General features: G+C 43.1%; 12 protein-coding genes. 6 read left to right on the top strand and 6 right to left on the bottom strand.

The features are described 5' to 3' along the window. Positions 1-171: 171 nt before the first annotated feature. The 3 genes from ACK4HU_RS20740 to ACK4HU_RS20730 are packed head-to-tail and all read right to left on the bottom strand — an operon-like array spanning position 172 to position 3919. A complete protein-coding gene (locus tag ACK4HU_RS20740; RefSeq protein WP_409809721.1) occupies positions 172-1440 on the bottom strand; it encodes a photosystem II biosynthesis protein in 1269 nt (422 codons plus the stop codon). Between the two features lie 37 nt (positions 1441-1477). Then, positions 1478-2659, bottom strand: coding sequence for a substrate-binding domain-containing protein (locus ACK4HU_RS20735; RefSeq protein ID WP_409809719.1), 1182 nt, complete (start codon positions 2657-2659; stop codon positions 1478-1480). 3 nt (positions 2660-2662) lie between these two features. After that, positions 2663-3919, bottom strand: a complete 1257-nt coding sequence (locus tag ACK4HU_RS20730) for an MFS transporter (RefSeq protein WP_409809717.1) — start codon at positions 3917-3919, stop codon at positions 2663-2665. A 181-nt stretch (positions 3920-4100) separates the two neighbouring features. Between ACK4HU_RS20730 and ACK4HU_RS20725 the strand changes: the two genes are divergently transcribed. The 4 genes from ACK4HU_RS20725 to ACK4HU_RS20710 are packed head-to-tail and all read left to right on the top strand — an operon-like array spanning position 4101 to position 9669. After that, positions 4101-5192, top strand: coding sequence for a sialidase family protein (locus ACK4HU_RS20725; protein ID WP_409809715.1), 1092 nt, complete (start codon positions 4101-4103; stop codon positions 5190-5192). A gap of 12 nt (positions 5193-5204) precedes the next feature. Continuing rightward, positions 5205-6266: a polysaccharide deacetylase family protein gene (locus ACK4HU_RS20720; RefSeq protein ID WP_409809713.1), complete on the top strand. Its 1062-nt coding sequence runs from the start codon at positions 5205-5207 to the stop codon at positions 6264-6266. Next, positions 6266-7465, top strand: coding sequence for a sialidase family protein (locus ACK4HU_RS20715; protein WP_409809711.1), 1200 nt, complete (start codon positions 6266-6268; stop codon positions 7463-7465). The genes ACK4HU_RS20720 and ACK4HU_RS20715 overlap by 1 nt, the downstream gene beginning before the upstream one ends. A 2-nt stretch (positions 7466-7467) precedes the next feature. Beyond that, a complete protein-coding gene (locus ACK4HU_RS20710; RefSeq protein WP_409809709.1) occupies positions 7468-9669 on the top strand; it encodes a hypothetical protein in 2202 nt (733 codons plus the stop codon). Between the two features lie 357 nt (positions 9670-10026). Here the strand turns inward: ACK4HU_RS20710 and ACK4HU_RS20705 are convergent, their stop codons facing one another. Further along, positions 10027-10362, bottom strand: a complete 336-nt coding sequence (locus ACK4HU_RS20705; protein WP_409809708.1) for a hypothetical protein — start codon at positions 10360-10362, stop codon at positions 10027-10029. Positions 10363-11145: 783 nt separating this feature from the next. Here ACK4HU_RS20705 and ACK4HU_RS20700 point away from each other — a divergent pair. Together ACK4HU_RS20700 and ACK4HU_RS20695 are read left to right on the top strand one after the other, a co-directional pair. Next, positions 11146-12057, top strand: a complete 912-nt coding sequence (locus ACK4HU_RS20700; protein WP_409809706.1) for a TraB/GumN family protein — start codon at positions 11146-11148, stop codon at positions 12055-12057. A gap of 145 nt (positions 12058-12202) precedes the next feature. Beyond that, complete coding sequence (locus tag ACK4HU_RS20695) at positions 12203-13129, top strand: tetratricopeptide repeat protein (RefSeq protein ID WP_409809704.1); 927 nt, start codon at positions 12203-12205, stop codon at positions 13127-13129. A 64-nt stretch (positions 13130-13193) separates the two neighbouring features. On the opposite strand, the gene ACK4HU_RS20690 is transcribed toward ACK4HU_RS20695, so the two are convergent. Then, positions 13194-14030, bottom strand: coding sequence for a hypothetical protein (locus ACK4HU_RS20690; RefSeq protein ID WP_409809702.1), 837 nt, complete (start codon positions 14028-14030; stop codon positions 13194-13196). Between the two features lie 58 nt (positions 14031-14088). Next, positions 14089-15171 (bottom strand): hypothetical protein, encoded by a 1083-nt coding sequence (locus ACK4HU_RS20685; RefSeq protein ID WP_409809700.1) that lies wholly within the window; start codon positions 15169-15171, stop codon positions 14089-14091. Between the last annotated feature and the right edge of the window lie 253 nt (positions 15172-15424).

Below are 15424 nucleotides of genomic sequence, written 5' to 3'. Positions count from 1 at the left end.
AAACACCCCCTCCCCTGCGTTGGGGTCCCCTTTTTTTTTTTTTTTGGTGGTTAGAAAATTGCGGATCCGCCTCTTTTTCCTCCCCTCCTAAAAACAATCCCTAAACCCGGTGGCCGAGCGAAGTCGAGGCCATTTTTCACTTACTGGCAAAGAAGCGGATAATAAAAAATCTTAAAACCGCGTCTGCATACCCGGCATCCCTTCATGCAAGGCCGAAGAAATGGCTCCAAGCAGGATAAGAAGTGCCAGAATAAGGAAAAATAATTTCAAAATTCCCGCATTTTGTATTCCTCCGATTTGGAGCTGTGCGGAGCTTTTGGAAGCCAAAAACCAAATCACTGCAAAATTGACTACATACAAAAACTGCTCGGGTCGATAGATGCTTAAAAAGGAACCTGTGATCAAAAAGGAATAGGCTAAATATGCCAAAAACAAGGTGAAACAGGTGGCTTGCAGGACAGAAAAGGCACTTTCTAGGGAACCTGCCTGAAGTTCCTTTCCCTTTTTCCAGGCAAAACCCACCAAGCCCAACCAGATTACAAAAGCAATCGCAGGAATCGCTTTTGCCCAAAAGTCCATTTGACTTGGAGCGACTTTTTCCAGCATCGGACTCAGATCTTTCTCCATAAAACTCTGCTGCCAAACCACAAAAGGAATCAAAACCAGTAAACCAAAAAGTGGCCATGAACTTTTGTTATCAGATTCTTGCGTTTCTTCCCAATTCGTAGAAAGTGCACCGTAAGCCATTCCTATGCCTCCAAAAAAGCCCAAAGAGTATTCCATCACATTCCAAAAATTGAATGATGATCCCGAAAGCTGTCCAAGTGTTTGGAGGAAATTTCCAAAGCCAAATCCAAATCCTGCACCCAAACCGGAAAACAAGGCCACCCGAAGTGCGTTTTGGTGTCCATTTCGATATAGATAATAAGCCAAAGCAATGCCGGCACCAGCACAGATCCCCCAAGCTTCCGACCTTGGCGGAGTCATTTTCCATCCCAACTGCTCTATGAAAAAGAAATAAAAGATAATTGCTCCTACTGTCAACTCGAGCGCTACTTGATGCCACGGAACTTTCTTTTGCGAAGAATCAGTCAATCCCAAGCCAAACAATCCTCCACCCAAAAAACCGTACAGTCCGCCGACTACAAACAAACTCAAAAGACCGTAGGAGGCATTCATGAAATCTGGGGATTTACCATAACCCACCAATATTCCATAACTCATCATTCCTCCCATTCCCCAACCCAAAGCACCAAAAAAAGCAGCCTTCAGCCCAGACCCGCCCCACTCCTTTCGCTTGGCTACAAGTACCAGCATCAGGCAACCTACTGCTCCGGCCCAAGCGGCACCCTGTTCGTGACCGAATTGTCCGCGGATGGCCCATGTTGTGCCCAAAGTCAAGGCGGTGAGAAGTATCGGGAGGAAATTTGGATGTCGCATGGTTTTTTACAGTCTACCATCGAGATGACAAAAAGGACTACTTTGTCACAAATTCAGAGCGGGGTTTTTCTCTAAACTTTTTCCTGTATTCCAAAGGAGTGCAGCCCATTATCTGTCGAAATTGCCTCCCTAAATTTTTGGAATCAGAAAGCCCCATTTCCAAGGCAATTTCAAAAACTGACAACTCACTGTTGATTAACTTATGAGCAAGTTTTTCAATCCGAAGTTTAAAAATGTACTTGTAAATAGGCAGCCCAGTCACCTCGACAAATCTCTTTTCGAGTGACCGTCTTGACATAGGCACCTCCTTCACGATCTGATCAACTAGGAGATTTTGATCGATATTTTTATGAATAAAATCCAGAGCATTGGTAATATTTTCATCTCCTGAAGCGAAAATATCTGTCGAAGACCTGGTAATTACCTTGAGCGGGGGCACCAAAATGTCACGGTAGAATTTCACTCGGCCGGTGATCATCAAGTCCATTGCACGCGCAGTGTCATATCCAGCCCGCTCCACATCTAATTCAATACTGGAAAGTGGTGGATCTGACAGTTGGCAAAGCATTACGTCATTGTCCACGCCAAGTATCGATACTTCCTGAGGCACTCGGATTTTATTTTGCTTGCAAGCCTCTGTAATATGTACTCCTTGGTTATCATCACAAGCCATCAAAGCAATTGGTTTGGGAAGACATTTGAGCCATTTACTAAGGGTTTTACTTTTGTAATACCAGATATCTGTAGAGCGGGCTTTTTTATGTTCAAAATAGTGGACCTGATAGCCCGCACGGTTGATTTCAGACTCAAATCCCTCAGCTCTTTCCCTTGACCACACAATATTGTTGAAGCCATAAAAGGCAAAGTTTGAATATCCTTTGTTGAGGAAATATTTTGCCCCTAACCTTCCTGTCTCCCTGTATTGTCCAGTGATATTAGGAATGTATCGAAATCGTTCCTTGAAGTCCTGAGCAATTACGGGAAAAGGTGACTGATAAATTTCGGTTTCCATTTCGTTGTAAAGCTGTCCGATAATTCCATCAGCTCTCCAATCTTTGGCCCATTCCAAAATCCCCTTTGTACCTAAAGTCTCCCGGTAGTACAATGGCATCCTGCAGAAACTCCAATGTCCATTCTCAGCAGAATATCTGCTAATTCCCTGCAAAAGCCCTTTGCTATACTCCTCAGCAAAATCCAACAATAAAATGATTTTATACATGGCCTAGTTCTTGGAAAAAACAGCTTTAAGCGATTTAACCCTAGCATTGGCTACTAAAGGCTTCGCCCAAATTCCCACCGACAAAATATATACCAGCGGCAAGAAAAGAAAAAACATAGCCGTTTTTAGCCCTACAATATCTGCCAATCCACCAATGATTAGTGGAACAATCGCTCCTCCAACTATTCCTGAACATAATATTCCCGACAAAGTCCCATGACCAAATTTCACAGAATTGAGCGCAAGAGATATCAAAATGGACCACATTACTGAAAGGAAAAAACCGCACAAAGCAAAGGCGACAAGCACTCCAAAACCATCTCCCAAAAGTCCATAAGACAGGGCCAGCATTGCCCCGATGGAGAATATCAACAAGACTTGCTTACTATCCATCAGCTTAAGTAACAGTAAACCCAACAAGCAACCCACCGTCAACAACCCCCAAAAATAGGAAATCACTTGCGCCCCGGTGGTAGCCGGATCGACTCCGTGATAATCCTGCAAAAACTGACTCACCCAATTGGCAATTCCCTGCTCTGTCCCGACATAACAGAAGATCCCTATGAAGAAAAGCCAAACGGTAGGCTGCTTCACTAGGAGAGACAAATCCCTGTTCAAATCCACTTTTTCGTCAGATTTGAGTTCCACCTGAGGGAATTTTACCCTGCTGATTACGAACAGCATCATTAAAGCAATACCTGCAAAAAGGTAATAAACAGACACCCAAGGCAAGGATTCAGGTACCCATTTTTCCAAAATTATGAAAAGGAAAAAATCATTTCCGGTAAATAAATTACCGACCAGATAGCTGTATAGTAATGGACTCAAAAAGGAAGCAGCACCAAAGGCCAACTGACCCAACACCGAATTAAACGCAAAATGCTCCTCTCCTCCTGCCACGCGAAGAAGTGGATTGATGACCACCTGAAGCATCGCCATGCCTACCCCTATAATAAAGAGAGAAACTAAAGCAAACTGAAACTCAGGATTAAGTGCGAAGGTCATAGCGCCTATCACCGCCATGAGAAAAGCCCACAAAAGAACTCGCTTCTCTCGGTACTTTTCTACCAGAAGTCCTGAGGGTAAGGACATCACTCCATAGGCGACAAAAAAGGAAAACGGTAAAAACCCAGCCAAGCCCATGCTTAGTGAAAACCCTGAAATCAAATCCGGAATGATTGGTCCAAGGATGTTGGACATCAGTGAAATCATAAAAAAGATCAGGAAAATGAGCAAAAGAATGGGAGTACGCTGCTTCATGGAATTCTGGGTTGGAGTTGTCGTCCGGTCAATATACAAATCCCAAATAGTAAAAAAATCCTGTTTTATGTTTGGAAAGAAGTTTTTAGCATTGAATTAAAATAGCGGCATATAGAATAGCCTGATTTGAAAATAATGAGGTAATATTCAAATAAAACAATTCATTCATACTTGAAAATCCATGATTCACACCCAAAATAGCCTAATTCTTACTGGGCTCTTGTTGACACTGAGCTTTTCCTGTTCGGCTCCAAAGTCAGAAAATCAAATGTCTACCGTACCTGAAATCACCTTGGAAGAGGATGTCCGAGGTATGATTTTCGACTCGCATCCCGGCTTTGCGCAGGCACATGCTTCAACAATTGAAGCTCTGGGAAATGGAAACTACCTCGTAGCATGGTTTGGAGGATCCTTTGAGAAGCATGATGACGTCGGTATCTGGATGGCCAAAGGAGACGAAAGCAATTGGACTGAACCCCAAGTCGTGGCTAAAGTCCGAAATGACCCACACTGGAATCCTGTCCTCCATCGCACCGAAGAAGGCAAAATCTACCTCTTTTTCAAAGTGGGAAAAGAAATCGATCACTGGGAGACCTGGATCCAATCATCGGATGACAACGGCACAACTTGGACCACTCCGACCGAACTCGTACCCGGTGACAAAGGCGGTCGAGGACCCGTTCGAAATCACTTGACCACATTATCAGACGGCACTTGGCTAGCACCTGCCTCCCATGAATTGAACAAAGTCTGGAATGCTTTTGTAGACCGCAGCACAGATCAGGGAAAAACTTGGGAACGAACTCAATATTTTGCAATAAATCGAGAAATTATTCCGGGAGAAGGCATCATTCAACCAACGGCTTGGGAATCTGGCCAGGGACAAGTACATCTTTTGCTCCGCAGCTCGGCAGGGAAAATTGCAAGAGTCGATTCCAGAGACGGAGGTAAAATTTGGTCGCCGGTGTATCTCACTGACCTCCCCAATAACAATAGCGCAATAGAAGTCGCCCATCTTGGCGGAGAGAAAATCGCACTCTTATACAACCCTGTGGAAGGAAATTGGGGTGACAGAAACATTATTGAACTGGCAGTCTCTTTGGACAATGGCAAAAATTGGCCAATTCGGCATACCGTGGAAGAGACTCCGGATCCGGATGGAGAGTTTTCCTATCCTTCCATGATCTTGGATGGGGATCACTTGGTATTCACCTACACTTGGAATAGAAAAAAGGTGGCATTTGGAAAAGTAAAAATCAAAGGGTTAAGCTAAAGCACAAGTAAAATGAAGAAATCACTGATTTTCAGTTTAGTAATCGCGATTTGTTTCTGTATAAAACCTGAGAACAGCACAGCCCAAACCTATGCAGAGAAGCTTGGCTACCCAGCAGGCAAAAAGGTGGTCATCTTTCACGTAGATGACGCCGGAATGTCTTATGAATCGAATCAAGGCACCATGCAATCTCTCCAATACGGCATAGCAACATCCTGTAGCATCATGATGCCTTGCCCTTGGGCGGCTAATTTTATCCATCAGGCCAAAGACCACCCGGATTGGGATTTGGGACTTCACTTAGTTCTCACTTCAGAGTGGAAAACCTACCGATGGGAACCTTTGGCGGGCAAAAGCCTTGTGCCGGGATTACATGATCCGGATGGAGCTTTTTGGCATACCGTAGAGCAAGTGGTCGCACATGCCACCCCAGAGGAGGTTTATATCGAACTCAAAGCCCAAATCGACCGCGCAATTGGATTGGGACTGAAACCTACCCATCTCGACTCGCACATGGGGACGCTGTTTGCCCATGATAAATTCATGGAGAAATACATTCAAGTAGGAGTCGAATACGGCATACCAGTTATGTTTCCAGGAGGTAACAATGTGCTTTTGGAAGAAAGTCTCTCCCTTCCGATTATCAAAAAACTAAAAGCCGAAGGAAAATACACCGAAGGAATGGCGCTTCCCAAACCGGAAATTCTGCTGAAAAGCAATGCTATTGGCGAACTAATCTGGAAAAGTGGACTTCCGGTTTTGGATGACCTTCACAGTACAAGTGGAGACTGGAAACCTGAAAATCCCTCCCCTACACATGAAGAGCTAGGCAAATATAAGGTCGAGCAATTTAAGCGGATAATGAATAAAATGCAGCCGGGACTGGCCATGGTCATCATTCATAGCATAGAATATTCTGACTTTTTCAAGCGGTTTTCAGGTTCTGGAGACTCAAGGTATGGAGATCTTTTGGCGATGACTGATCCTGAGTTGAAAGCCTTTCTTGAGCAAGAGGGAATCATTCTGACGACTTGGAGAGAAGTAATGGAAAGAAGAAAGAAGCTAATCCAATAATGAAAAAAATATTTAAGACATCCATGGGTAACTGGATAGGTAGATTGGTAATGTGGCTTTGGGCAGGCCCGGTGCTTGCCCAGACCACTATCCTTCCAGCAGATGTGAATCAGGCCATTTTCGCTCCCCAAGCTCTACATGTTCATGGAAGCAGTCTAGTTAATTTACCAAACGGAGATCTTTTGGCCGTCTGGTTCCAAGGCTCAGGAGAGCGAACCGCCGACGATGTGCTGCTCATGGGTTCGCGGAAAACCAGGAACTCCAGCACTTGGTCCCAGCCATTTCTTATGGCTGATACACCTGGTATTCCCGATTGCAATCCTGTTCTTTTTCTCAATCAAAAAAATGAACTCTTCCTTGTCTGGATCGCTGTGCTGGGCAACCGCTGGGAGCAATCCGTACTGCGAGTTCGAAGGAGTACCGACTTCGAAAAACCCGGAGTCCCAACTTGGTACTGGCAGGATAATATTTTGATGAACCCAGGGGAGGAATTTGTAGATGAAGCAAAAGCACGATTTAAAGAACTGCCCGATTCAAATCTAGGCTGGGCAGAATATGCTCCCTCTTATGAAAAGATGATTTTGGAAGCCGTCACAGACTCCAGAAAGCGAAGCATTGGCTGGATGACCAGAATAAAACCTTTGATTTCCAAAGACAGAATCATTCTTCCCCTCTATTCTGATGGATTCAATTTTTCAATGATGGCGATCTCCGAGGATCAGGGCGAAACCTGGTCTCCCAGCAAACCTCTGGTCGGAAAAGGTCCAATTCAACCCGCCTTGGCTCGAAGAAAAAACGGAGAAATCGTCGCTATGCTACGTGATTCGGGTGATGGACCCACCATGATTCAAGAGAGTATTTCCCATGACAACGGTCTTTCGTGGTCAGCTGCTCAAAAGACCCAACTCCCAAATACGGCGAGCGTGGAACTTTTATCGCTCCAGGACGGACGATGGTGGATGGTGGGAAATGATATTCATGACGGACGCTATCGCTTGGCACTTTGGATATCCGCAGATGAGGGAAAATCCTGGTCCTCACCACACTATTTGGTAGCCGATCCTGAGAAAAAGGGAGGTTTTTCTTATCCCAGCTTGATTCAGGATGCAGGCGGGAAAGTTCACTTGAGCTATTCCAGTCATTTTCCTGCCGGAAAGACCATCCAATACATTCAGTTAGATCCTAAAAAAATCCGGTAGCTATGTTCACAAGATCCTTCACAAAGCTCTTTTTGATCACCTTTTTCCTTCCAATTCTTCTTTTCGCCCAAATCCCACAAGTGCATCAAGACAGGGTTTTCCTACAGGATTATGCAATCAAATATCCGGGAAAAATTGATGTCAATGAGCGATTCAGTCTGGCTGCTGATCGAAATGGCACTGTCCAAATCCTAGAAAAAGGGAAAATCTTCCGTCCAACCGCGGGAAAATTTCAACAGGACGGAATGCTGGTTGCCGATCAGACCTACTTGCCCATGATGGACAAAAATATTCTTGCGATTCTGTCATATCAGGATCAATTGGTCTATTTGGATGATAAAGCAGTGCTAAGCAATGCATGGGCGGGAGATCTTTACCTGAGTCATAGTGTAAAAAACCCATCCGGATTTGCAGGTGGAAAAGACCTTGACTTTTTGGTAGCAGGAGATGGCCAAATCCAATACTTGAAAAAGGGAATCACGCCAGTTACCTTGCCTATTTCTAACAAGATTCTGGATTTGATTTTTGATGAAAAAAGTGATCGGTTTCTTCTTCTTCATGCCGATGGAATCCTTGCTTTTTCAACCAAATCGTCAACCCTTACCCCACTTTTTCAGGGAAATGGGCTGAGTGCTTTTGATTTGGACCCCGCTAAAGATCTCGCTGTGGTGGGTACCCAAAATGGTTTTTTCACCCTAAATCTCAGCAACAATCAAGCAAGCCAATTAAACACCAAACTTCCTTGGACTGAGATCCTCAGCGTGGCTGTGGAAGCTGAGAAATACTGGTTTGGAACCAGCAAAGGAGCTTTTTCCGTGAATACTAGCGGAGAAATCTCCTATTACTATGGGGATCGATGGCTTACCGGTGAGCAAGTCAAAGACATCGAAATTTCCAAAAATCAAGTCCATCTATTGACCGAAAATGGACTTTCTATGGTGGTATTTGAAAAAATGACTCTGGCACAGAAAGCTGAAATCCTCGAAGCTCAAGTGCGAAAAATGCATATCCGTCACGGATTTAACGCTTCTCTCCAACTCAGCGAAAAGGGGAATATCAGTTCAGGTCGACTCAAGGACTCTGACAACGACGGGCTTTGGACAGCAATGTATCTGGCAGGCCAAGCATTCCGATATGCCGTCACCCAATCTCCCGAAGCCCTTGCCAACTGCAAAGAATCACTTTTGGCGATGGAGAGACTCTACACTATCAATCCTGTCGAGGGTTTCCCATCCCGGTCTTTTGAGCGGAGTGGATATATTGAACAACTCTCGGATCCCGACCGATGGCAGCATGCCACTGATCCTGAGTGGGACTGGAAGGCCACCACGAGTAGCGACGAGGCGATTGGGCATGTATTTGTGTTCAGTGTTTTGGCCGAGATCGTGGATGATCCTTGGATCAAAGCCAAGTCTATCGAACTCCTCGATGCACTAATGAGCCACATTATCAGAAACGACATGTATCTGATCGACTATGATGGCAAACCTACCCTTTGGGGTAAGTGGCACCCGGATTATGTCAATGGATTTCCGATCCAAGTAGGTGACCGAAAGCTAAACTCCTCCAACATCACCTCCATGCTACAGACGGCTTATCACTTTACTAAGAAGGAGATTTATAAAGAAAAGGCCTATGAACTGATGGAAAAACATGGCTATTTGGAAAACCTGATGCGACCAATGGCAATTATCGGTCAGTCAGGCGATGGTAGCGATGACTGGAGCAAATTGCTTTCTGAGTCATGGAATCACTCAGATGACGAAATGTATTTCTTGGGATATTGGGGTCTGTATCGGTATGCATTTACACCGGAGCTCAAGGCTCAATTCAAAAAATCCATCTTGGATCACTGGGAAGCAGAAAGACCGGAAAAAGAAGCACTTTGGAATATCTTCACTGCCTTGGTTCAGCCCGAAAATTTCGATCTAAAGGAATCTATCTGGTTTTTGGAAAAACACCCCATTGACCTCATCAGCTGGCAAACCCAGAATAGCCATAGAAAAGACATCACCAACTTCCCGGATAATTTCAGACGTCAGTCCACCGAGACTGTTCTTTCTCCATCAGAAACACGGATAATGCGACACAACGCCAATCGGTTTACACTTGACGGTGGCAGTCAAGGAAACGCTGTCTACAGTGCAGGAGATATTTGGTTGCTTCCTTATTGGATGGGGAAATACCTTCAGGTCATTAGGTAGTTCATTTTTTTGGGTAAAAAAGAAATATGTAAATACGCTACTTAGCCAGTAGATCAAAATGGCCTCGACTTCGCTCGGCCACCGGATTTGATGTTCTTAAAGGGAGGGGAGGAATATGCGGCTGCGCCGCATATTCCTCCCCTCCCACAAAAACAAAAACTAACGGACACCGAGCGAAGTCGAGGTGAAACTTAATAAAAGTCACCTACTGGCTAAATAGCATATATCTATTTTCCATCAATAGGAATGTGGCTTTAGCCCATTCCTCCAAGAATTATAATCACTATCTGGCTTTAGCCAAATCCCAACTGGATTAATGCCAGCATCCTGTTTTCGTCAAGCATCGAACAAACTCTATCAAATATCTTCCTTTCTTTTTTCTCCAAAATTATCATTCAAGAAATGATAAATTTCTTCTATTGTTTCTCTGTTAAATCGTGAATTAACGTGATGCCACCTCCCACTTTGAAGCTCAAGGTTAATTGTTTGGGTTCTTCCAATCCATAGATGATTGATTTCTTGCATTTTCCAGCTTTTAAGTTCCGCCTCTAGGTTAATTTCCTTTTTGCTAGTGGGATACCGTATCACCAAGTTTTTTCCTTCAAGTCGGATATCTGAACTTCTCCGTGTAAATAAGGCAAGCGCGGAAAAAACAAGGATTAAAATAATTGCAGCTATGATAAGGGTCTCCATAAACTCTTGATTTTTGGAAAATGATAATACAAGGCAGATACCAGAACAGAAAATTGGCTCAAAATTTAACCTTCAAACTAGTCCTCATACAATACGATTACTGTAATTCCCTTTTTGGCTAAGAACTGGACTAGATAGTCTAGCATTTTGAAATCTTCAAGACATAAATCGCATATCGATCACATTGATGGAATTTAGTCTGACTGAGCTATGATTTCGTAGCATATCATACCTAACCTGAGGCTCATTTCCCCTTCATGAGAACAATTTCAGAAATATCGCAAAACTAATTTTTCTATTAGGACAATTTTAATGAGGGTGTTTAGATTTATGAATGTCCGCAATGACACCACTTGGCAAATTGAAGTAGTAGATATGGAGGTCATTGTTTGGCAGCCTAAGATCCAAAGGATCGTAACAATTCATAACCCCCGGTGTAGCCGGGGGTAAAGTCAATAAAACAGAAAAGTAGCCCTGAAAGGGTGACACGTTAAAGTTTCACCCTTTCAGGGCTTAAAGGAAGGAAATTTTCAATGGCTCCCCTGCACTTCGTACAGGGTTCCACCTTGGCGGACAGGCATGAATGGTTTGGCTCCTTCGGAGCTACCAAAGAAGGCGATTTGAAAATTTGTAAAAATATCGACTTCATAAATCTTATTCTGCTTACTCCTTAGCGCTAGTGCAAATGCGGATATTCATTTTAGAATTAATTTAATTGAAGTCGAATTAAATATTTTTCAGCAATTAATTTTCTTTTTAGTTTTTATCAATTAAGTTCAAACGATGAGGCTAAATGGCAAATACTTACTGTTGTTTTTCGGGATTTTCGCTCTTTTTTTGGGCACTCAATTTCAAATCAAGGCTCAGAATGAGTCCTTCTATTATAAATTAATCCATCCCGATACGAAAGCTGAATCCTTTCTCTTTGGCACTTATCACAATTATCCTGAGGGTTGGTTTGAGGTCCCAGATATGATAAAGGATGATCTAGCCAAATCAAGCGCCTTGATTACTGAAATCGGAAATATTAGGTCGTCAGATTTTGGTAAGAAAATAAATAAGGCCGTTCGGTATCGACCGGGTAAAACTGTGCTTGACAAGCTGACAAAGTATGATCGGGAGGCTTTCCAAAAATACATTGATGAAAAGATTAGAGGGTCAACTAATGATCAAAGAGATGTTTTGAATTACAAGCCCTACTTTATGTTTACCAGATTATTTGGGCTGAGATTTTCGGATCAAGTGATGAGTATGGAAAGTGAATTAAAAGCGATTACCGATGCCAAAAATATCCCAATTCAGGACCTCGAGCCAGATCATCGGAGACTACTCAAGTACTATAAAAAATATGCTCGAAAAAGTAAGGCGAAAAACATCGGATTGACCGCAGAGATTCGAATGCTGATGACTTCAAAAATGTTTGCTGATTACTTACAGAATGACATTGCAGCAATGAGAAAAGCTGCCGGAGGAGCAAGCCAATATGCCAAAGAAAGAAATCATTATTGGGTGCCGCAATTAGTAAAAAAACTCCGCGAACCTAGTTTTGTAGCAGTTGGGGCAGGGCATCTAATAGGTCAACAGGCTGTTCAGGAATTATTAAAGGGTGAAGGATTTATCGTTGAACCCATTATTTTGAGCTTGCCATTACCACAAGCTCTTATTGACTATTTATCGGAGCAAAATCCCCAATAATTAAAGCCTATTTAAGTTTCAAATTTGATGCTTACATTTTTTTACGATCTTCAAGTCAGATTTACTAAAATAAACTGTAAGTCCTTTGGTAGAAAGCCTAACTGGCATCATTCCAAATGATTTCGATAAAGACTAAAAATTTTATATGCGATACATTTACCTCATTCTATTCTCCTCCCTCCTAGCCTGCAACTCTAAACCGAACACAGAAGATCAGGCAGAAATCAAAAAAGACAGCGTCTTCACCACTCCTCTAGGCAAAACCTATGAAATCCCTCAACCTTCGGAAAGGATTTTCGCCCAGTATGAAGAGGCCAAAGCAGCCTATGAGGCCAATCCTGAAGATGTTGAAGCTTTGATCTGGTATGGCAGACGCACCGCCTATTTAGGTCAATACAATCAAGCCATTGACATTTTTTCTGAAGGCATAAAGAAATTCCCGAACGAACCTCGCTTCTATCGGCACCGTGGTCACCGCTATATCAGTATTCGGAAATATGATCAGGCGATTGCCGACTTGGAGCGAGCTTCCGAATTGATCGAAGGCACTACGGACGAGATCGAACCCGATGGCATGCCCAACGCTCAAAATATTCCCGTCAGCTCGCTGCATGGCAATATTTGGTATCACCTCGGATTAGCGTATTATCTCAATCATCAGTATGAAAATGCCTATACCGCATATTTGCGCTGTCGCGAAAGTGGCAATCACTATGATAACATCGTCTCCAGCACGCATTGGCTGTATATGATTCAGCAGCGCATGGGAAACCCGGCAAAAGCCGATTCGCTATTGGCTCCAATCCATGCTGACTCCACGGTAATCGAAAATCAGAGTTATGCCGATCTCTGCCAACTCTACAAAGGTTGGATTCCGGTGGATTCAGTGATGCCGAGTGGAGAAGGAAGCCCGTCCAATGACGCCGTTCGCTATGGGGTTGCCAATTGGTATCTTTACAATGGTGATACCACAAGAGCCAAGCAATTGATGGATGAATTGGTTAGTACGAAGGCCTTTTCCTCATTCGGATATTTGGCTGCGGAGAGTGATTTGATCAGATATTTTAAATAATTTGTATTTCCGCAATTCTGCCATTAGGCGATTTTTCAATTGGTCAATGATGGCTGGAATTTCCCTATGAATTTGACTTGGGGGCCAATTCAGTTTCTTCGGTGGATTGAAGAACGAGGTTACTTTCAATTCGAGATCGGAAAAAATCCAACTTAACAATGCCTTTTGCCAAATCTAATTCAATTGGAAATGCACTAACCAAATCACCTTTTTTGATGGTATTGAAATATTTAACTTCCCCTTCTGAAAGGGCGGTCTTGATTGATAAATTTCCATTGAGATAAAAATCTGTCAATAGCAGGGTAATTCCAGCATTAGATCGATGAACAACTTTCCCTTGCACCAAATCGCCTGATTCAATTTTTCCCTTAATTTCTTGAACCGAAGACCTAAAGGGCATGCTTGGTATTTCAGCACAGACTTTTTCTTCCTCTTTGTGAATTGAAAGGTTAAATTTCACCCAAAACCCAAGTTTTTCTTCCAGCCATTCCTCGGGGTTCTTATGCCAAGGATTGCTATTAACCAACACAAGTGCTCCTGTTTCACGGTGTTTTAGAAAAAAAGTCTTTCCTATTTTAGTAATAGTACCAACCAAAAATTCTTTTTTAACACTCATTTGAATCATTTTGAGCCTATGTAAGTTAGTCATTCTGATCAAACCCGCCGCTACCCAAGGATCCTCCTCCCGAAAATTGGGTTTCAAAACAAATGAAACAGTATCCCCAACAGACGCGAGGTATCTTTTTAAAATCAATCCTTCTTCAAAATCCACCAAAAAGTTTTCCTCAGATTGAAAAAAGAAATAAGTAGAGCCATCTGCAACAGAAATGAAACCGTAATGCTTTTCAAAATTATACGATACCACTTCTCCAAAAAGCCTTTCAGATTGATTCAATTCCATTTTTTAAACAATTCAAATTTCAACTTATCGCATGAGGTAAAATAATAAAAAGTACCCATTATTCAGGCCTACCTTTGGAATAAAGCTCCTTCATCACCTTGATTTTCTCCCGATCCTCAAGCAGTGACTGATCGGAAAACATCATGATCCCGGTGGCCGGAAATTTTGACCCTTGAATCATCACTTCACGAAACTCTTCAGGGCTGACAATCCCGGGATTATTATGAGATTGGACGATAGGCCAGATTTGTGGTTTGTCTGTTTTTTCTAATTCCAATGTCTTTCCAAGCCAAGCCATATATTCTCCAACCCAGCTTGTCGGTCTTCCTTTCATATGATGAAAAAGCATAGGAGCCATGACATCAGCACGCTCGGCCAAGGCGACAGGGTCCAAACCCATAGTCTTGTACAAGGCAGAATCATAATCACTGGGATACCAAGCACAATGAAAGACCCCTAATTTCGCCGAAGGCTGCTGAGATTTGAGGATTTTACCCATGTCCGACACCCATCCATTCAGTACATCCACTCTCCATTTTCTCCATTCCGGATCGACATTCTCCAAAATCCAAGTGGCTCGCTCCGGAATAGTAGCACCGGGAATCTCCGTATCGATACTTGTCGCAAAAGCTTGAGTACAACGATCGCAAAAACAAGTCTCTGGCAAAATTGGCTCAGTAGTCTCAAACTGCGCATGCCAATGCACATAATCCAGAAAAACCCCATCCACTTCATAAGTGCTGAGTATTTCCCTCAATTCTTCAGCCCGAGATTCCTTGAATCCTTGATGAGTTGGGCAGATTCCCATAAACCAATCTGCAGGAGGTGATTTTTCTCCCTTTTCATCGATTGGCCAGGCATCGGGATGATCAGTCAAATATTCCTTCCCGTTCAGGGTCGCAAACTCGACAAAGATCTTCACCCCTTGCTTTCTGGAAGTCTCATAAAACTCCCGATTGAGCGATCCACTTCGCACAAAAACCGCATTCATTCCTAAGGAATCAAAGGAATAACCAGCTTTCAGCAAAGTTCCTGGATTGCCATAGACGCCTTTGATAAATTGGTCGGCAGATTCTTGATTAGGAGAAGGTTTACATGAAAAAAAACAAAGAATCAAAAGACAAAGGAGGGCACTTCGCATGGTTGAAATATTTTGAGAACGCTAATAAGCAAAAGAAAACAATCCGAAAGCAAAATACTAAACTCTCCCTTTAATGACCTCAGATCCGGTGGCCGAGCGTTCGCCTCCCAGAGGACAGGAGGTCGAGGCCAATTTGATCTACTAGTTTTAAAGCAGATAAACATGTTTAATTTTTTTGATTATCCGCAATGACACCAGTGGCCGAATTTAATTTTGATTACACCTCGACTTCGCTCGGTGCCCGTTGGTTTCG

It is taken from the genome of Algoriphagus sp. (assembly GCF_046296635.1).
Classification (GTDB): Bacteria; Bacteroidota; Bacteroidia; order Cytophagales; family Cyclobacteriaceae; genus Algoriphagus.
This window is presented reverse-complemented; position numbering and strand designations above follow the sequence as displayed.